Here is an 18,509-nt window from a genome sequence, read left to right on the forward strand (position 1 = left end):
CCCCTCAGTCGGAACCGCGGCGGTCGACCTCTCTCCACACGAGCTCCAGGCCGGCCGCCGCGACCGCCGCGATCCCCACCCCGATCCACGGCATCGTCATCCCCACCAGCCGCAGCGCGAAGAAGTCCTGGAGCCCCGGCACCACCAGCACCACCAGGAACGCCGCGCCCATGGCGGCGACGAGCAGCACCCGCCACCAGGTGTACGGCCGTGCCACGATCGCCAGCACCCACATGGAGATCAGGAACAGCGTGAGGGTGGCGACACTGGTCTCCGCCTCCAGCGCCCCCGGCCCGCTGTAGTAGTGCCGGGCGGCCAGGTAGGACACGAAGGTGGCGACACCGGCCAGCAGCCCGCCCGGGACCGAGTACCGCATGACCCGCCGTACGAAGTGCGGCCGGGCGCGTTCCTTGTTGGGGGCGAGGGCGAGGAAGAACGCCGGGACGCCGATCGTGAGGGTGGACAGCAGGGTGACGTGCCGGGGCAGGAAGGGGTACTCCACCTGCCAGCACACCACCAGCAGCGCCAGCAGCACCGAGTAGACGGTCTTCACCAGGAACAGCGTCGCGACCCGGGTGATGTTGCCGATCACCCGCCGCCCCTCGGCCACCACCGACGGCAGGGCGGCGAAGCTGTTGTCCAGCAGCACGATCTGCGCGACGGCCCGGGTCGCCTCCGAGCCCGACCCCATCGCGACACCGATGTCCGCGTCCTTGAGCGCGAGCACGTCGTTGACGCCGTCGCCGGTCATCGCGACGGTGTGGCCCCGGGACTGGAGCGCCCCCACCATGTCCCGCTTCTGCTGCGGGGTGACCCGCCCGAACACGGTGCCCTCGTCGAGGGCCGCGGCCATCGGCTCGCGCTCCGCGGGCAGCCGTCGCGCGTCGACCGTGCGGCCCCGCAGCCCCAGCTTGGCGGCCACCGCCCCGACCGACACCGCGTTGTCCCCGGAGATCACCTTGGCGCGGACGTCCTGCTCGGCGAAGTAGCGCAGGGTGTCCGCCGCGTCGGGCCGCAGCCGCTGTTCCAGGACGACGAGGGCGACCGCGCCCGCTCCCTCGGCGACGCGGGGATCGTCCAGGCCCCGTACGGCGCGGGCGAGCAGCAGCACCCGCAGCCCCTGCTCGTTGAGCCGCCCGGTCTCGGCGAGGGCCGGGTCCCCGTCGTCGAGCAGCACGTCGGGCGCGCCCAGCAGCCAGGTGCTGCTCTCGCCGTCGCCCTCGCTGAAGGTGGCGCCGCTGTACTTGCGGGCGGAGGAAAAGGGGAGGGCCTCCGTGCAGCGCCACTCCTCGGCGTCCGGGTAGGCGTCGAGGACGGCCCGCAGGGAGGCGTTCGGCCGCGGGTCGGACTCGCCGAGCGCGCCGAGCACCTGGCGTACGTACGCCTCGTCGGCGCCGTCGAGGGCGCGCAGCTCGGTGACGTCCATGCCGCCCTCGGTGAGGGTTCCGGTCTTGTCCAGGCAGACGGTGTCGACGCGGGCGAGGCCCTCGATGGCGGGCAGTTCCTGCACCAGGCACTGCTTGCGGCCGAGCCGGATCACCCCGATCGCGAAGGCGACGGAGGTGAGCAGGACCAGTCCCTCGGGGACCATCGGGATGATCCCGCCGACGGTCCGGGCGATCGATTCCTTCAGGTCGTGGTTCTTCACGAAGAGCTGGGTGACGACCAGGCCGATCGCGGCCGGGATCATCATCCACGTCACGTACTTGAGGATCGTGGAGATGCCGGAGCGCAGCTCGGAGTGGACGAGGGTGAACCGGGAGGCCTCCTCGGCGAGCTGGGCGGCGTACGCCTGCCGTCCCACCCTGGTCGCCCGGAAGGCGCCGCCGCCGGCCACCACGAAGCTGCCGGACATGACCTGGGCGCCGGGGTGCTTGACCAGCGGGTCGGCCTCACCGGTGAGCAGGGACTCGTCGATCTCCAGCCCGTCCGCCTCGACGCACACCCCGTCGACGACGACCTTGTCCCCGGGGCCGATCTCGACCAGGTCGTCCAGGACGAGGTCGGAAGTGGCCAGCTCGACGGCCTTCCCGTCCCGGCGCACGGTGGGGCGGACCTCCCCGATGACGGCGAGGGAGTCCAGGGTCTGTTTGGCCCGCCACTCCTGGATGATCCCGATCCCGGTGTTGGCGAGGATGACGAACCCGAACAGGCCGTCCTGGAAGGGGGCGACGACGAGCACGATCAGCCACAGGACGCCGATGATCGCGTTGAACCGGGTGAACACGTTCGCCCGGACGATCTCGCCGAGGGACCGGCTGCTGCGTACGGGGACGTCGTTCACCTGACCGCGCGCGACGCGCTCCGCGACCTGGGCGGCGGTGAGTCCGGTCGCCGCCGGCGCGGTGGCGGTCGCGTCGATGTCGGTCATGGAATCGACGGTACGTGCGGATGGGGGCGTTCACCCCCCGGAGGTCCGGAAGATCCGACCTGGGGAGGACCGGGGGAGAGCGGGCTCATACGCCGGGTGTAGGGGCTTTGCCCCACCGGGCGGCTACTCGGCGGGGGCCTGCTCGGTCTCGTGCGTCTGTCCGGTCCCCGGCACCGGCTCGGCCTCCGCGGCCGCCCGTGCCCGCTTGATCGCCGCGTCCCGGCTGCGGGTGATCCGGATGCCGAGGAGGCCCAGCGCGGCCCCGGCCAGACAGGTCCACAGCCACCACAGATGACCGTGGTCGTCGAACCAGCCGTAGAAGGGGAGCTGTACGAGGAAGAGGACGAACCAGATGATCGTGCCGCCGGTGATGACCGGGACCACGGGCCCTTCCAGGGGCTCCGGCGCCTCATGCTTCGGTGTCCACTTCGCCATGGGGACAGCTTACGAGGTGGTCACATCTACGCGCGAAGATGGCCGATCGGATCGTCATATGTTCATACTGAAACGGTTTGTGTCTGACCACTTCTCTTCGTAGGAAACGCTGAATACATGTCCACCTCGGCCCCCGCCAAGGTCCCTGCCCCTGAACAGCCGGGAGCCGGGCCCGCCCATGGCGCACTCGACCGCTACTTCAAGATCTCCGAGCGCGGCAGCTCCCTGCCCCGCGAGATCCGGGGCGGTTTCGCCACCTTCTTCGCGATGGCGTACATCATCGTGCTGAACCCGATCATCCTCGGCAGCGCGAAGGACATGTACGGGCATCAGCTCGACAACGGCCAGCTGGTCACCGCCACCTGTGTGACCGCGGCCTTCACCACGCTCCTCATGGGCGTCATCGGCAATGTGCCGATCGCGCTGGCGGCGGGGCTCGGTGTGAACTCGGTGGTGGCGCTCCAGCTGGCCCCCCGGATGTCCTGGTCGGACGCCATGGGCATGGTCGTGCTGGCCGGTCTCGTCGTCATGCTGCTGGTCGCCACCGGTCTGCGGGAGCGCGTCATGAACGCGGTCCCCTTCGGGCTGCGCAAGGCCATCTCGATCGGTATCGGCCTGTTCATCATGCTGATCGGCCTGGTGGACTCCGGTTTCGTCACCCGCATCCCGGACGCCGCCCACACCACCGTCCCGCTCCAGCTCGGCACCGACGGCCATCTGGTCGGCTGGCCGGTCCTGGTCTTCATCCTGGGCGCGCTGCTCACCCTCGCCCTGATCGTCCGCAAGGTCCCGGGCGCGATCCTGATCTCGATCGTCGCCATGACCGTCCTCGCGCTGGTCATCAACGCCGTCGCGCACGTCCCGTCCTGGGGCCTGACCACCCCCGAGTGGCCCGGCAACCCGGTCGCCACCCCCGACTTCGGGCTGATCGGCGACGTCAGCCTGTTCGGCGGCTTCGGCGAGGTCGGCGTGCTGACCGGCGTGCTGTTCGTCTTCACGGTCCTGCTGTCGTGCTTCTTCGACGCGATGGGCACGATCATGGGCGTCTCCGACGAGGCGAAGCTGACCGACGCCAAGGGCGAGATGCCCGGCATCAACAAGGTGCTCTTCGTCGACGGTCTCGCCGTGGCCGCCGGCGGCGCCAGCTCCTCCTCGGCCACCACCGCATTCGTGGAGTCCACCGCCGGGGTCGGTGAGGGCGCCCGCACCGGTTTCGCGAACCTCGTCACGGGCGGCCTCTTCACCGTCGCGCTGTTCCTCACGCCGGTCGCCACCATGGTCCCGTCCCAGGCCGCCACGCCCGCGCTGCTCGCGGTGGGCTTCATGATCCTGGCGAACTCGGTCAAGGAGATCGACTGGGCCGACTACACGATCGCCATCCCGGCCTTCGTCACGATGGTGATGATGCCGTTCACCTACTCCATCACCAACGGCATCGGCATGGGCTTCATTACCTTCGTGCTGCTGCGCCTGGTGGCCGGCCGGGCCCGCGAGATCCCGGTCCCGATGTACGTGGTCTCGGCGGTCTTCACGTTCTACTACCTGATGCCGGCCCTCGGTCTGACCTGACCTGACCTGGCCGGGGCGGGGCGGCTCAGGCGAGCCCGTAGAACTTCTCGGTCTCCTCGACGGCCGACTGGAAGCGCTGGTCGAAGTCATCGCGAATGAGCGTCTGGACGACATAGTCCTGGACGCTCATTCCGCGTTTGGCGGCGTGCTGTCGGAGCCGTTCGAGCAGCTCCTCGTCTATCCGCAGGCTGAGCACAGTGGTCCCCATGAGTCGAGGGTCGCCGCACCGTGCCGTACGTCAGTGACTTTCCGCGCGCGTCTCACTCGTTCGAGTGATGAAGCGGTTTCCGTGGCCAGGGTCACGGGAATCCTGGCGCGCCCCAGCTTGTTTAGCCAGGGTAATGAGTTACGCTAAAGAGATGCCTGACCTCACCCATGGCGACGACGCGGCCGCCGTGAACTCGCTCCGGTCCGCAGTGATGCGGCTCTCCCGCCGGCTCAAACACCAGCGGGTCGACGAGTCGCTGAGCCCCACCGAGATGTCGGTGCTCGGCACCCTCTCCCTCTGCGGCAGCGCCACCCCGGGCGAGCTCGCCCGCAAGGAGCACGTCCAGCCGCCCTCGATGACCCGCATCGTGGCGCTGCTGGAGGCCAAGGGCCTGGTCCGGCTGGAGCCGCACCCCGAGGACCGGCGCCAGAAGGTCGTCACCCGGACCGAGCAGGCCGAGGCCATGCTCGAGGAGAGCCGCCGCAAGCGGAACGCCTTCCTGGCCACCCTGGTCGACGGTCTCGACGAGGACGAGTGGGCGAAACTGCGCGCCGCCGCCCCCGTGCTGGAGAAGCTCGCACACCTGTAAGCCGCAGTAGTTGAGGAGGCGAACCCTGTTGAGTACGGGACCCGGAGCAGACTCCGCCCCCGCACCGACCACCCCCGACCCCCTGCCCGCCCCCGACACCCCCCGCACCTCCTCGATGTTCAGCTCGCTGAGGGTCAGGAACTACCGCCTGTTCTTCGCCGGCCAGGTCGTCTCGAACATCGGCACCTGGATGCAGCGGATCGCCCAGGACTGGCTGGTCCTGAGCCTCACCGGCTCCGCCACCGCCGTCGGCGTCACCACGGCCCTGCAGTTCCTGCCGATGCTGTTCCTCGGCCTCTACGGCGGGGTCCTCGTCGACCGCCTGCCGCGGCGCGGCACGCTGCTGGTCACCCAGTCCGCGATGGCCGTCACCGGCATCGCCCTCGCCGCGCTCACCCTCTCCGGCCACGTCCAGGTCTGGCACGTCTACCTCGCCGCCTTCGCCGTCGGCCTCGCCACGGTCGTCGACAACCCGGCCCGCCAGTCCTTCGTCTCCGAGATGGTCGGCCCCGGCCAGCTCCAGAACGCGGTCAGCCTGAACTCGGCGAACTTCCAGTCCGCCCGGCTGGTCGGCCCCGCCGTCGCAGGCCTGATGATCACCGGCGTCGGCACCGGCTGGGCCTTCCTCTTCAACGGCCTGTCCTTCGTCGCGCCCATCGCGGGCCTGCTGCTGATGCGCGCCCGCGAGCTGTACGTCGTCGAGCGCGCCCCGCGCGGCAAGGGCCAGCTCAGGGAGGGCCTCCAGTACGTGGCAGGCCGCCCCGACCTGATCTGGACGATCGTCCTGGTCGGGTTCGTCGGCACCTTCGGCTTCAACTTCCCCGTGTACCTCTCGGCCTTCGCCGACGACGTCTTCCACGCCGGAGCCGGCTCCTACAGCCTCTTCAACACCCTGATGGCGGTCGGCTCGCTGGCCGGCGCCCTGCTCGCCGCCCGGCGCGGCACGGCCCGGATGCGGGTCATGATCGGGGCGGCGGTGCTCTTCGGCGCGATGGAGATCCTCGCCGCGACGGCTCCCTCGCTCTGGCTGTTCGCCCTGCTCATGGCGCCGATCGGGATGTTCGGCATGACGATCAACGTCACCGCCAACACCAGCATCCAGATGGGCACCGACCCCGCCATGCGCGGCCGGGTCATGGCCCTCTACATGATGGTGTTCCTCGGGGGCTCGCCCGTCGGCGCCCCCGTCGCGGGCTGGATCACCGACGCGTACGGCGTCCGCGCCGGCCTCGCGGTGGGCGGCGCGATCGCCGCGGCCGCCGCGGTCACCGTCGGCCTGGTCCTGGCCCGCGTCGGCGACCTGCGCCTGTCGGTCGGCTGGCACCATGGCCACCCCCGGGTCCGGTTCGTCCCGAGGAGCAGCGGGGAACTGGCCACCGTGGGGTGACGGGACCGGCCGGGTCAGTCGCGGGGGAACTCGTCGGTCTGGAGAACGAGCCCGACGGCCGTCCCGGTCAGGTCGATCTCGTCACCGAAGTCAAGACTCACCTCGCCGTGGTATTCGCCGTCCTTCGGCAGGGTGTACAGGTACCACTTGCCCTTGTAGGGGTCGACGATCAGATACACCGGCACGTCGGCGGCGGCGTAGGCGGCCTTCTTCGGTCCGTAGTCGTTGAGAGCGGTGTCCCTGGAGATCACTTCGGCGACGAGTTCGACATCCTGGTGGCGCAAGCGGCCCTTGTCGTCCGGTTGCGCGTCTTCGGCCAGCAGTGTGACGTCGCTCGCGAATCCGTTGAGGTGCCCGGGGTAGTCGATGCGGACGTCGGACTTCAGGCGCCGACGAGGGTACTTGGCTCGGAGTTGCTCGTAGATGGCTGCGATGATCTCCCAGTGCGTGTCCCGTTGCGGTGCCATGCAGATGTTCCCCCCGACGATCTCCGTCTTGTAACCCTCGGGGATGGGCATCTTCTCCAGCCACTCGAACATGGTGTCGAGTGTGAGTTCTTCACCGATCTCGGCCATCTCGATCCTGTCGTCCAGGACGGTCATGGTGGCGCTCCTCCGCGGCGACCCCGATGGACCGGTGCCGCCGCGCAGTACAACGATACGCACGGCGTCCGGGGCACGCCCGGCAGACTGGTCCCCATGAGACTCTTCGCCGCCGTGCTGCCCCCCACTGACGTGGCCGACGAACTCGCCACCGAGGTGCGCGAGTTGCGCGGGCTGCCCGGCGCGGAGGGCCTGCGGTGGACCGGCCCGGAGGGGTGGCACTTCACGCTCGCGTTCTACGGCGAGGTCGACGACGACGTCGTACCGGAACTCTCGGCACGGCTGGCGCGGGCTGCCGGGCGCTGCGCGCCCTTCGAGCTGGCCGTGCGGGGCGGGGGACAGTTCGGGCACGGGCGGGCGCTCTGGGCGGGGGCGGCGGAGGACGTGCCGGCCCTGCGCCTGCTGGCCGACCGGGCGGAGGCGGCGGCGCGCAAGGCGGGCCTGGACATGGGGGAGCACCGCCGCTACAAGGCCCACCTCACGCTGGCCCGCAGCCGGGACGCGGTGGACGTGCGGCCGTACGTCGAGGCGCTGCACGGGTTCCGGGGGCGGACCTGGACCGTGCGCGAGCTGGTCCTGGTCCGCAGCCGGCTGCCGAGGTCCGGGGTGCCGGGGGAGCAGCCGCGTTATGAACCGGTCGGGCGCTGGGCGCTCGGCGGGGCCGGTTAGGCTCGGTACGTGGACCCGAAGACCCGGAACCGGATCATGGCCGGTGCGCTCGTGCTGATGTTCGTCGTCGTCGCCCTGGCGGCCGCGCTCGGGAGGTAGGAGCTCGGGGAACCGGACGGCTGGGCGTGCGGTTCCCCGAGCCCCCGAAGCTGCCCGGTGTCACCAGGCGAAGGCCTCCGGGGACGGCCCCGGGCCCGGGAAGATCTCGTCCAGGCCCTCCAGGAGGTCCTCGCCCAGCTCCAGCTCGGCCGCACGGATCGCGGAGTCGAGCTGTGCGGCGGTGCGCGGGCCGACGATCGGGCCCGTCACGCCGGGGCGGGTCAGGAGCCACGCCAGGGCGGCCTCGCCGGGCTCCACGCCGTGCTTCTCCAGCAGGTCCTCGTACGCCTGGACCCGCGCGCGTGCGGTCGGGTCGGCCAGGGCGTCGGCGGCCCGCCCGGACGTCCGGCGCCCGCCCTCGGCCTCCTTCTTGATCACACCGCCCAGCAGCCCGCCGTGCAGCGGCGACCAGGGGATGACCCCGAGGCCGTACTCCTGCGCGGCCGGGACGACCTCCATCTCGGCGCGGCGCTCGGCGAGGTTGTAGAGGCACTGCTCGCTGACCAGACCGAAGGAGCCGCGCCGGGCGGCGGTCTCGTTGGCCTGCGCGATCTTGTACCCGGGGAAGTTGCTGGACCCGGCGTAGAGGATCTTGCCCTGCTGGACCAGGACGTCGATCGCCTGCCAGATCTCCTCGAAGGGAGTGCTGCGGTCGATGTGGTGGAACTGGTAGACGTCGATGTGGTCGGTCCGCAGGCGCTTCAGGCTGGCGTCGACCGCGCGCCGGATGCTCACGGCGGAGAGCTTGTCGTGGTTGGGCCAGGCCGCGCCGTCGACGGCCATGTTGCCGTACACCTTGGTGGCGAGGACGACCTTGTCGCGCCGGTCGCCGCCCTGTGCGAACCAGTTGCCGATGATCGTCTCGGTACGGCCCTTGTTCTCGCCCCACCCATAGACGTTGGCCGTGTCGAAGAAGTTGATGCCTGCGTCCAGGGCCGAGTCCATGATCGCGTGGGAGTCGGCCTCGTCGGTCTGCGGGCCGAAGTTCATGGTGCCGAGGACGAGTCGGCTGACCTTGAGTCCGGTGCGTCCGAGCTGCGTGTACTTCATGACCACCCAGCCAACGGCTTGGAGTGCGCTCCAGGCAAGGGCGTCGGGGAGTCAAGGAACGTCAAGGGGTGGCAAGGCAGGTTGACATGGCCCACCCCTGAATGATTACCTGACGGAGCAGAGTTTGAAACTTCAAGCTATTCGCGGTTTTGCACGCATGAGACGTCTGGAGCGCACCATGCCCCCCACTGTTCCCACCCGTAGGGCCGTCGTCGCCTTCCTTGCCGCCGCCGCGGTCCTGGGCACGGCCGCCGTCCCCGCCGTGGCGGCGGCCCCGCACGGCCCGTCCGCCGGGCACGCGGCGCACAGCCGGGGTGGCTACGGCGACCCGGCCCGCCTCGCCCACCAGAAAGCCGTAGCCGTCGCCGTCGTCAAGGGCGTGTTCGAGCGCGGGAACACCGCGGTCGTCGACCGCTACGTACGGCCGGGCTACATCCAGCACAACCCGACCGCGGCGGACGGGGCGGCGGGCCTGAAGGCCCTGGCCACCTCGATCCACCAGCAGTTCCCCGACGCCCGGTACGACGTCAAGCGGGCCATCGCCCAGGGCGACCTCGTGCTGCTCCACTCCAACGTGGTGCTGGTCCCGGGCACCAAGGGCGCGTCCGTCATCGACATCTTCCGCTTCCAGGGCGGGAAGGTGGCCGAGCACTGGGACGTGGTCCAGAACGTGCCGGACACCACGGCCAGCGGCAACGACATGTTCTCCACGCTGAGTTCACCGCGGGTCTCGCAGCCCCTGGACCACCGGCTCACCCAGGCCAACCAGGCGCTGGTCACCAAGGCCTTCGACGAGCTCATGGTCCACAAGGACCTGACCGCCCTCGACCGCTACTGGGACCCCGGCTACCTCCAGCACAACCCGCAGATGCAGAGCGGCGTGCCCGCCGCCAAGGCCGGCCTCGGCGGTTACTTCGCCTCGGTTCCGCAACTGACGGTCACCCCGAAGCGGATCATCGCCGAGGGCGACCTGGTGGCCGTCCACAGCCACTACGTCAACTACCCGGGAGACCGGGGCGCGGCGATCCTGGACCTGTTCCGGGTGCGGAACGGCAAGATCGTCGAGCACTGGGACATCATCCAGAACGTCCCGGAGACCTCGGCCAACGGCAACGGCATGTTCTAACGGCAAACGGCACGTTCCAACGGCAGCGGCATGTTCCGGAGGCCGGGGCCCCGCCCGTCAGCCCCGGGCCGGTCCGTCGACGTGCGCGGTGACGAACACCGCCCGGGCGCGGGTGCCGTCGGCCGCCTCCCAGGCGCCGCTGACGTGGCCGGCCGCCGTCTCGGGGCGGGTGTCGGGTGCGGTGGGGTCCAGGACGCGGTGCACGCGCAGGGCCCTGCCGTCCGCGGCGGTCAGGACGGTGCTCCGCTCGTCGTCGGTGACCTCGAGGGGCCACGGCGGGGAGGGGAGGGCGGGGCCCGCGCAGGAACGGGTGACCTCGTGGTCGGGGGTGTCCGTGACGCTCTGCGCCTGGGCCTGGGCGCGGCCTTCGACCAGGGCGGTCAGTTCACCGATCAGCACCGGGTCGTGGCAGCCGTCGTAGGCCCACCGCGGGCCCAGCACGCCGTGCTCCATGGTGCCGACGAGGGCGTGTTCCGCGCCGGGGAGCGGGGCGCCGCGGTAGGTGAGGGGGACGTGGTAGGCGACGGGTCCGGGGCCGGAGGTGTCGACGGCCACCATGAACTCGATGCCGACCTCCCCCTCCGGATCATCCAGCCGGAAGCCCCCGGCCCTGCTCAGCTCCGGAGCCCCGTCCCCCACGTACCACGGCCGGGTCGGCAGCCAGGCGGTGAGGAGTTCCAGCTTGGTGGGCTTGACGGTGGTGTTGTGGATGATCGCCATGGAGCGGATTCTGTCAGTCGGTCACGGGGGAAGTGATCTCGCCGCGGCTCAGCCCTCGTACTCCCCGCCCAGCCCCCACCCCTGGTGCATCGCGTCCGCGAAGGCCGCCGCCAGGCGGTGTTCGCCGCGGGCGTTCGGGTGGGTGCCGTCGTAGGTGTCGGTGTGCAGGTCCCAGTCCCTGGGGACCGACGCCAGCAGGATGGGCGAGGCCGGTTCGTCCAGGTCCGCCGCGGTCTTCGCCAGCAGCTCGTTGAAGAGGGCGACCTGGGCCCCGAAGCCGGGGTCGTCGGCGGCACGGACGTTGTGTATCACCGGCAGCCAGACCATACGGATCCGCGGGTTGGCCGAGCGGGCCTCGGCCACGAACGCGCGGGCGTTGTCCGCCGTCTGCTCCGCGTTCGTGTAGAAGCCGAGGTCGATCAGGCCGAGGGAGACGAGGAGGACGTCCGCCCGCGCGGAGCGGACGGCGTCGGCGATCAGGGGCGCCATGTGCAGCCAGCCCTCGCCCCAGCCCGCCAGATGGGCGCGCGGGAAACCGGGGTCGGCGTACGCGTACGAGGCCGGGGCCTCCGCCGCCTTGTCGTAGAGCGTCTCGCGCGGGCCGACCAGCGTGAACGGGCCGCCGTACGTGGCGCACAGATGCTGCCACATGCGGTAGCGCCACGTGTGGTCGCCCGCGCTTCCGATCGTCATCGAGTCACCTACGGGCATGAACCTGAGCATCCGCTCATGATGAGGGATCAAGGCGGCCGCTGGCGTGTGAGACCGGCCACGACGCGGGAACGCCCGGGCGGGATGGCAGGCTTGAGGGCATGCGCCGATCCTTCGCCGCCCGAGCCGGGGCCCTCCTCGCCGCCACCCTCCTCGTGGGCGCCTTCGCCGTGCCCGCCTCCGCCGCCGGGGCGGACCGGGACGACACGGGGGACAAGGGGTTCACGATCGAGGATCCGCGCATCACCGAGTCCAGTGGCCTCGCCGCCTCCCGCCGGCACCCCGGCATCTACTGGACCCACAACGACAGCGACGACGGCCCCTACCTCTACGCCGTCGACAGCGCCACCGGGAAGACCGTCGCCCGCCTCACCCTCACCGGCATCGGCAGCCCCCGTGACGTCGAGGCCATCTCGATCGGCCCCGGCGACAAGATCTACGTCGGCGACATCGGCGACAACCTCGGCGGCAACTGGCCGTACGTCTGGATCTACGAGCTGCCCGAGCCCAAGACCCTCGCCGACGCCACCGTCCGCGCCACGCAGTACGTCGTGACGTACGCGGACGGGGCCCGCGACGCCGAGTCGCTGGTCGTGCACCCCAAGACCGGCCGGGTCTACATCATCGACAAGAACGAGGACGGCGGACACCTCTACGAGGGCCCGGCGACCCTCTCCACCCGTGGCAAGAACGTCTTCAAGCCGATCGCCACCGTCGACCTGTGGGCCACCGACGCCGCCTTCTCCCCGGACGGCACCCAGCTCGCCGTACGCGGCTACTTCGGCGGCATCCGGTACGGCTGGAACGGCGGCGACCTCAAGCGCGAGGGCCGGCTCGACGTGCCGTTGCAGCGGCAGGGGGAGTCCCTCAGCTACTCCGCCGACGGCACCAAGCTGATGTACGGCAGCGAGGGCACCGGGAGCTCGGTGGTCGCGGAGGACGCCCCGGACGGCGGGTCGTCCGCCAAGTCCCCCTCGGGCAAGGACGGTTCGGACTCGGCCTCCGACTCCTCCGGTTCCTCGGCGGCCACCGGGAACGTCAAGTTCGGCGCCCTCGCCGTGGTCGCCGTGGTCGCCGCCTTCTTCGGCTTCCGGCGGCTGCTGCGCCGCGGCTGATCCTCCGCGCGGCGCGGCGGCGTCACCCGTCCGCGCCGCCCCGCGCGACACGGGTGCGGCCGTCCGGTCAGGCTGAGGTGTCCCGCGGGACGGGGGCGGACTCGGAACGCGGTCCCGCCCTCACCCTTTGGAGACCCGATGCGCGGTCCTGCTCTACGTGACGTGAGAAGACGCGTCGCTCGTCGCCTCTGTCTGCTCGTGGCCGCCCTGGCCCTGACGGGGCCGGTGACCCTCGCCGGCGCGCAGCCGGCCGGGGCGGCCGCCGTCGCCTTCCCGGCCGTGCACGTGCGCACCGCCACGCTGGCGCTGAGCGGCCAGATCACGGGCGCCCAGGAGAAGATCGACATCACCGGAAGCCTCTTCGTCACCGTCGTCACCCGGACGAACACGGGCGGCGGGGGCACGGCCCGGATCATCAGCGCCCTGGGCCCCACGACCGGCGTGGGGCAGACGACCGGCGGCCGGTATCTGTTCGTCGGCGCGGACAGCAACGTGGTGTCCTGGCCGCCCGGTCCGATCACGCCGCTGATCGCCTCCCCGGCCTTCCTCCAGGTCAACCCCTTCTTCCCGCCGGGGCCGATCGTCCCCCCGCACCCGATCCACTTCGTGAGCGTCGGCGTGACCGTCACCGGGGACGGGGAGATCGACGACATCGTCGCCCTGATCAATGTCATCGAAGATCCCGACAATCGCTGACCCGTCGTCCGAGGCGGCGCGGCGGTACCCGCACCGGGTACCGCCGCGCTTCTTGACGCGCACATGCAGTGTCAGTTTCCTGGGGGTGCGCGGTGTATGGGAGCGCTCCCATATGTTCCGGGCCCGCGCCGCCCCCGAGAGGAAGCAACGCCATGTTCCGCAACCTCCGCAGAGCGCTGTGCGCCGCCGCCGCGGCCCTGCTGCTCCCCCTGGCGGCGGGCGCCCAGTCCGCCCAAGCGGCCCCGGCGGCCACCGCCGCGGCGGCCGACGCCGGTGCCGGGTACTGGCACACCAGCGGCCGGCAGATCCTCGACGCGGCCGGGCAGCCGGTCCGGATCGCCGGGATCAACTGGTTCGGCTTCGAGACCGGCAACTACGTCGTCCACGGCCTGTGGTCCCGTGACTACAAGAGCATGATCGACCAGATGAAGTCGCTGGGCTACAACACGATCCGGATCCCGTACAGCGACGACATCTTCAAGAGCTCGACCGTGCCCAACGGCATCGACTTCAGCAGCGGCAAGAACGCCGACCTCCAGGGGCTGGGCTCCCTGGGCGTCCTCGACAGGATCGTCTCGTACGCCGGTCAGGACGGCCTCAAGGTGATCCTCGACCGGCACCGCCCGGACTCCGGTGGCCAGTCGGCCCTCTGGTACACCTCGGCCGTCCCCGAGTCGACGTGGATCGCCAACCTCAAGGCGCTCGCGGCCCGTTACGCGGGTCAGTCCACGGTCGTCGGTATCGACCTGCACAACGAGCCCCACGACCCCGCCTGCTGGGGCTGCGGCGACACCGCGACGGACTGGCGGCTGGCCGCCCAGCGCGCGGGCAACGCCGTCCTGTCCGTCAACCCCGATCTGCTGGTCTTCGTCGAGGGCGTCCAGTCCTTCAACGGCGTCTCGGGCTGGTGGGGCGGCAACCTGATGGGGGTCGCGCAGTACCCGGTGCAGCTGAACGTGGCGAACCGGGTCGTCTACTCGGCCCACGACTACGCCACCAGCGTGGCCCAGCAGAGCTGGTTCAGCGATCCGACGTTCCCCGCCAACATGCCGGGGATCTGGGACAAGTACTGGGGTTACATCTTCAAGCAGAACATCGCGCCCGTGTGGGTGGGGGAGTTCGGCACGACGCTCCAGGCGACCGTGGACCAGCGGTGGCTGGCGGCGCTGGTGAGCTATCTGCGGCCGACGTCGACGTACGGCGCCGACTCCTTCCACTGGACGTTCTGGTCCTGGAACCCCAACTCCGGTGACACGGGCGGCATTCTCAAGGACGACTGGCAGACCGTGGACACGGTGAAGGACGCCTACCTGGCGAGCGTCAAGGCACCCGGCTTCCCCGGCACCGGCGGAGGCGGGGGCGGCGGCGGGGGCGGGGGAGGCGGCGGCGGATCGGCCGTCTGCTCCGCCGCCTACACGGTCACCAGCGACTGGGGCGGCGGCTTCAACGCCGAGGTGAAGGTGACCAACACCGGGACGGCCGCGATCGGTTCCTGGAAGGTCACCTGGAGCTGGAGCGGCGGTCAGCAGATCACGACCATGTGGAACGCCTCGTACACGCAGAGCGGGACGACCGTGACCGCGGCGAACGCCGCCCACAACGGCACGATCGCGGCGGGCGCCTCGACGACCTTCGGCTTCGGGGGCGCGCCCGGCGGCGGGACGGCGCCGACCGTGAGCTGCACGGCGAGTTGAGAGCCGGACGCCCGGTACCGATGGCGCCGGGCGTCCGTACCGGCGCGCCAAGGCGCGCCCGGATCAAATGAGTTCCAAATTTTCGGCCGAAAACCTTCAGATGGGCGTGGTTCTTCGGAAAGATCCCGCGGGGATCGTGAACTTTCCGGTCCTGCCGAACCCCCCATTCCGTGAAGGAACTTCATGAGAAGAAGCACAGCCGTGCTGTGCGGCGCGACCGTCGTGCTGGCCGGATCTCTCACGGCCGTCCCGGCCGAGGCCGCCTCGTCGCAGTCCGCGCCGGCAGCCCAGGCGGCGAAGGTCACCTGGAAGAAGTGTGCGACGGAGGACTACCCGACGCTCCAGTGCGCGTCGGTGAAGGTGCCGCTGAACTACGCCAAGCCGAACGGCCGGAAGATAACCCTGGCCCTCTCCCGCGTCCCGCACACCGCGCGCAAGTACCAGGGCCCGCTGCTGGTCAACCCCGGTGGCCCCGGCGGCAGCGGACTGACCCTCGCCGGGTTCGTGGCGTCCTCGCTGCCCAAGTCGGTCGCGGCGCAGTACGACGTCATCGGCTTCGACCCGCGCGGCGTCGGCAAGAGCAAGCCCGCGCTGGACTGCAAGCCGGGTTACTTCAACCCGGTCCGCCCGGACTCCGTGCCCAGCACCGCCGCGATCGAGAAGGCCAACCTCGCGCGCGCCAAGGCGTTCGCCAAGGCCTGCGGCACCAAGTACGCGGACGTCCTGCCGTACATCAACACGGTCAGCGCCGTGAAGGACATGGACCGGATCCGCAAGGCGCTCGGCGCCAAGAAGATCAACTACTTCGGCTACTCGTACGGCACCTACCTCGGCCAGGTCTACGCCAAGCTCTTCCCGACCCGGGTGCGCCGGCTGGTCCTGGACTCGATCGTCGACCCCGGCGGGGTCTGGTACGACGCCAACATCTCCCAGGACTACGCCTTCGACGCCCGCCAGAAGGCGCTGATGGCGTGGATCGCCAAGTACAACGGCACGTACAAGCTCGGCACCGACCCGGCCGCGGTCGAGGCCAAGTGGTACGCGATGCGGGCCGAACTCGCCAAGAAGCCGGCCGGCGGCAAGGTGGGCGCCTCCGAGCTGGAGGACACCTACATCCCCGGCGGCTACTACAACGGCTACTGGCCCGTCCTCGCCTCGGCGTTCGCCGCCCACGTGAACGACAAGAACGACGCCCCGCTGCTCAAGGCCTACGAGAGCATCGCGGCCATCGACGCCTCCGGCGACAACGGCTACAGCGTCTACACCGCCGTGCAGTGCCGTGACGTCTCCTGGCCGCGCGACTGGAACCAGTGGCGCAAGGACAACTGGGCCGTCTACGAGAAGGCCCCGTTCATGGCCTGGAACAACGCCTGGTACAACGCGCCGTGCGCGTTCTGGCCGACGAAGACACTGAAGCCGGTGAACGTCGCCAACAGCAAGCTCCCGCCGGTCCTGCTGTTCCAGGCGACGAACGACGCGGCCACCCCGTACCAGGGCGGTGTCGCCGTCCACCGTCTGCTCAAGCACTCCAGCCTGGTGGTCGAGCAGGGCGGCGGCAACCACGGCATCACGCTGAGCGGCAACGCCTGCCTGGACAAGTACCTCGCCAAGTACCTGACCGACGGGACCGTCCCGCGCGGCAGCGGCGTGGCCGACGCGGTCTGCAAGAAGACGGCCGACCCCGTGCCGCCGAGCACGACGCAGTCCGCCCTGACCGCGGACCGGACGGCCGGCACGACGTCCGCCGACACCCTGCACACCCTGGTCGGTGTCCGCGGCTGACCCGTCCGTCACCTGCCTGGGGGACCGTGGCGCCGGAAATGTCGGGTTCTGTGTGATCGGGGAGCGAGGCTGTCCCCGATCACACCTCCGCGCTGAAGGAGCAGACATGTCCCAGGTGCCCACCCACCTCCGCTACACCGAAGACCACGAATGGGTCGAGACCGGGACCGACGGCACCGTGACCGTCGGCATCACCGACCACGCCCAGAAGAACCTCGGGGACATCGTCTTCTTCGAGCTGCCCGAGGTCGGCCGGAAGGTCGAGGTCGGGGAGGCGGTCGGCGTGGTCGAGTCGGTCAAGGCGGCGTCCGATCTGTTCTGCCCGGTCACCGGGGAGATCGTCCAGATCAACGACGAGGTCACCGACGACCCCGAGACGGTCAACTCCGAGCCCTACGAGATGTGGCTCTTCAAGGTCAGGACCAAGAGCGGGGCCGGCTCCAACGGGCTGCTCGACGCCAAGGCGTACGAGAAGCTCATCGCCGGGGGCTGAGTGAGCGCACGAAGGGCGCCCGCCATCGCGGCGGGCGCCCTTCACGTCGTGGCGGAAGCCGCTAAAGCTTCTCGATCACGTAGTCGATGCACCGCGTGAGCGCCTCGACGTCCGCCGGGTCGATCGCCGGGAACATCGCGACGCGCAGCTGGTTGCGGCCGAGCTTGCGGTAGGGCTCGGTGTCGACGATGCCGTTGGCGCGCAGGACCTTGGCGACGGCGGCGGCGTCGATCTCGTCCGTGAAGTCGATCGTGCCGATGACCTGGGAGCGTTTGGCCGGGTCGGTGACGAACGGCGTCGCGTGCTTCGACTCCTCGGCCCAGCTGTACAGACGGGTCGAGGAATCCTTGGTGCGGCCCGTGGAGAAGGCCAGGCCGCCCTGGCCGTTGATCCACTCCAGCTGCTGGTTGAGCAGGAAGAGGGTGGCGAGGGCCGGGGTGTTGTACGTCTGGTTCTTGCGGGAGTTGTCGATCGCCGTGGGGAGGCTGAAGAACTCGGGGATGTGCCGGCCGGAGGCGTGGATCCGCTCGGCGCGCTCGATCGCGGCCGGGGAGAACACGCCGATCCACAGGCCGCCGTCGGAGGCGAAGGACTTCTGCGGGGCGAAGTAGTAGACGTCGGTCTCGGCGATGTCGACCGGGAGGCCGCCGGCGCCGGAGGTGGCGTCCACCAGGACCAGGGCGCCCTCGTCGGCGCCCTCGACGCGCCGGAGCGGGGCCGCGACACCCGTCGACGTCTCGTTGTGGGTGAAGGCGTAGACGTCGACGCCCGCCTCGGCGACGGGCTCGGGGTGCGTGCCCGGGTCGGAGGAGACGACGGTGGGCTCGGCCAGCCAGGGGGCGAGCTTGGCCGCCTTGGCGAACTTGGAGCTGAACTCGCCGAAGGTGAGGTGCTGCGACTTGGTCTCGATCAGGCCGTGGGTCGCGATGTCCCAGAAGGCGGTCGAGCCGCCGTTGCCGAGGATCACCTCGTAGCCCTCGGGGAGGGAGAACAGCTCGCTGATGCCCTCGCGCACCTGGCCGACCAGGTTCTTCACCGGGGCCTGGCGGTGGGAGGTGCCGAGGAGGGAGGTGCCGGTGGCGGCGAGGGCGTCCAGCGCCTCCGTCCGCACCTTGGAGGGGCCCGCGCCGAAACGTCCGTCGGCGGGCTTGATGTCAGAGGGAATCTGGATCTCAGCCACGGGGGGAGGTTAT

At 70.4% G+C, this 18,509-nt stretch carries 18 protein-coding genes; 10 read left to right on the forward strand and 8 right to left on the reverse strand.

The window, feature by feature from the left end:
* Positions 1–4: 4 nt before the first annotated feature.
* A complete protein-coding gene (locus U5640_RS25345) occupies positions 5–2,371 on the reverse strand; it encodes an HAD-IC family P-type ATPase (RefSeq protein WP_340378034.1) in 2,367 nt (788 codons plus the stop codon).
* A 123-nt stretch (positions 2,372–2,494) separates the two neighbouring features.
* Entirely contained in the window at positions 2,495–2,806 is a 312-nt protein-coding gene (locus U5640_RS25350) for a DUF2530 domain-containing protein (protein ID WP_340378035.1), read from the reverse strand.
* Between the two features lie 117 nt (positions 2,807–2,923).
* Here U5640_RS25350 and U5640_RS25355 point away from each other — a divergent pair, with 117 nt between their 5' ends.
* The gene (locus U5640_RS25355) at positions 2,924–4,375 is read left to right on the forward strand and encodes an NCS2 family permease (RefSeq protein WP_340378036.1); all 1,452 of its coding nucleotides are present in this window, start codon (positions 2,924–2,926) and stop codon (positions 4,373–4,375) included.
* A 25-nt stretch (positions 4,376–4,400) separates the two neighbouring features.
* Here the strand turns inward: U5640_RS25355 and U5640_RS25360 are convergent, their stop codons facing one another.
* Entirely contained in the window at positions 4,401–4,583 is a 183-nt protein-coding gene (locus tag U5640_RS25360) for a CopG family antitoxin (protein WP_340378037.1), read from the reverse strand.
* Positions 4,584–4,734: 151 nt separating this feature from the next.
* Between U5640_RS25360 and U5640_RS25365 the strand changes: the two genes are divergently transcribed.
* Together U5640_RS25365 and U5640_RS25370 are read left to right on the forward strand one after the other, a co-directional pair.
* On the forward strand, positions 4,735–5,172 hold the full coding sequence (locus U5640_RS25365) for a MarR family transcriptional regulator (RefSeq protein ID WP_340378038.1): 438 nt from the start codon (positions 4,735–4,737) through the stop codon (positions 5,170–5,172).
* A gap of 28 nt (positions 5,173–5,200) precedes the next feature.
* Positions 5,201–6,559, forward strand: a complete 1,359-nt coding sequence (locus tag U5640_RS25370; RefSeq protein WP_340378039.1) for an MFS transporter — start codon at positions 5,201–5,203, stop codon at positions 6,557–6,559.
* 14 nt (positions 6,560–6,573) lie between these two features.
* On the opposite strand, the gene U5640_RS25375 is transcribed toward U5640_RS25370, so the two are convergent.
* Positions 6,574–7,161, reverse strand: coding sequence for a Uma2 family endonuclease (locus tag U5640_RS25375; RefSeq protein WP_340378040.1), 588 nt, complete (start codon positions 7,159–7,161; stop codon positions 6,574–6,576).
* Between the two features lie 96 nt (positions 7,162–7,257).
* On the opposite strand from U5640_RS25375, the gene thpR reads away from it, so the two are divergent.
* On the forward strand, positions 7,258–7,830 hold the full coding sequence (gene thpR, locus U5640_RS25380; RefSeq protein ID WP_340378041.1) for an RNA 2',3'-cyclic phosphodiesterase: 573 nt from the start codon (positions 7,258–7,260) through the stop codon (positions 7,828–7,830).
* A gap of 159 nt (positions 7,831–7,989) precedes the next feature.
* On the opposite strand, the gene U5640_RS25385 is transcribed toward thpR, so the two are convergent.
* Positions 7,990–8,979: an aldo/keto reductase gene (locus U5640_RS25385; RefSeq protein ID WP_340378042.1), complete on the reverse strand. Its 990-nt coding sequence runs from the start codon at positions 8,977–8,979 to the stop codon at positions 7,990–7,992.
* 178 nt (positions 8,980–9,157) lie between these two features.
* Between U5640_RS25385 and U5640_RS25390 the strand changes: the two genes are divergently transcribed.
* The gene (locus U5640_RS25390) at positions 9,158–10,105 is read left to right on the forward strand and encodes a nuclear transport factor 2 family protein (protein WP_340378043.1); all 948 of its coding nucleotides are present in this window, start codon (positions 9,158–9,160) and stop codon (positions 10,103–10,105) included.
* Between the two features lie 57 nt (positions 10,106–10,162).
* Here U5640_RS25390 and U5640_RS25395 read toward each other — a convergent pair whose 3' ends face one another.
* Both U5640_RS25395 and U5640_RS25400 read right to left on the reverse strand, forming a co-directional pair.
* Positions 10,163–10,825: a 1,4-alpha-glucan branching protein gene (locus U5640_RS25395; protein WP_340378044.1), complete on the reverse strand. Its 663-nt coding sequence runs from the start codon at positions 10,823–10,825 to the stop codon at positions 10,163–10,165.
* Positions 10,826–10,873: 48 nt separating this feature from the next.
* Positions 10,874–11,548 carry a GDSL-type esterase/lipase family protein gene (locus tag U5640_RS25400; protein ID WP_340378045.1) on the reverse strand — a complete coding sequence of 225 codons (675 nt, stop codon included), beginning with the start codon at positions 11,546–11,548 and terminating at the stop codon, positions 10,874–10,876.
* 89 nt (positions 11,549–11,637) lie between these two features.
* On the opposite strand from U5640_RS25400, the gene U5640_RS25405 reads away from it, so the two are divergent.
* The 5 genes from U5640_RS25405 to gcvH all read left to right on the forward strand — a co-directional run bounded on the left by U5640_RS25405 (position 11,638) and on the right by gcvH (position 17,316).
* Entirely contained in the window at positions 11,638–12,651 is a 1,014-nt protein-coding gene (locus tag U5640_RS25405) for a WD40 repeat domain-containing protein (RefSeq protein WP_340378046.1), read from the forward strand.
* A gap of 162 nt (positions 12,652–12,813) precedes the next feature.
* Complete coding sequence (locus tag U5640_RS25410; protein ID WP_340378047.1) at positions 12,814–13,347, forward strand: hypothetical protein; 534 nt, start codon at positions 12,814–12,816, stop codon at positions 13,345–13,347.
* Between the two features lie 152 nt (positions 13,348–13,499).
* Positions 13,500–15,041 (forward strand): cellulase family glycosylhydrolase, encoded by a 1,542-nt coding sequence (locus U5640_RS25415; RefSeq protein WP_340378048.1) that lies wholly within the window; start codon positions 13,500–13,502, stop codon positions 15,039–15,041.
* Between the two features lie 183 nt (positions 15,042–15,224).
* A complete protein-coding gene (locus U5640_RS25420) occupies positions 15,225–16,823 on the forward strand; it encodes an alpha/beta hydrolase (protein ID WP_340378049.1) in 1,599 nt (532 codons plus the stop codon).
* Positions 16,824–16,929: 106 nt separating this feature from the next.
* Positions 16,930–17,316, forward strand: a complete 387-nt coding sequence (gcvH, locus tag U5640_RS25425) for a glycine cleavage system protein GcvH (RefSeq protein WP_340378050.1) — start codon at positions 16,930–16,932, stop codon at positions 17,314–17,316.
* A gap of 61 nt (positions 17,317–17,377) precedes the next feature.
* Here gcvH and serC read toward each other — a convergent pair whose 3' ends face one another.
* Positions 17,378–18,496, reverse strand: coding sequence for a phosphoserine transaminase (gene serC / locus U5640_RS25430; RefSeq protein ID WP_340378051.1), 1,119 nt, complete (start codon positions 18,494–18,496; stop codon positions 17,378–17,380).
* Positions 18,497–18,509: the final 13 nt, after the last annotated feature.

The organism is Streptomyces sp. SS7 (genome assembly GCF_037993025.1).
Lineage (GTDB): Bacteria > Actinomycetota > Actinomycetes > Streptomycetales > Streptomycetaceae > Streptomyces.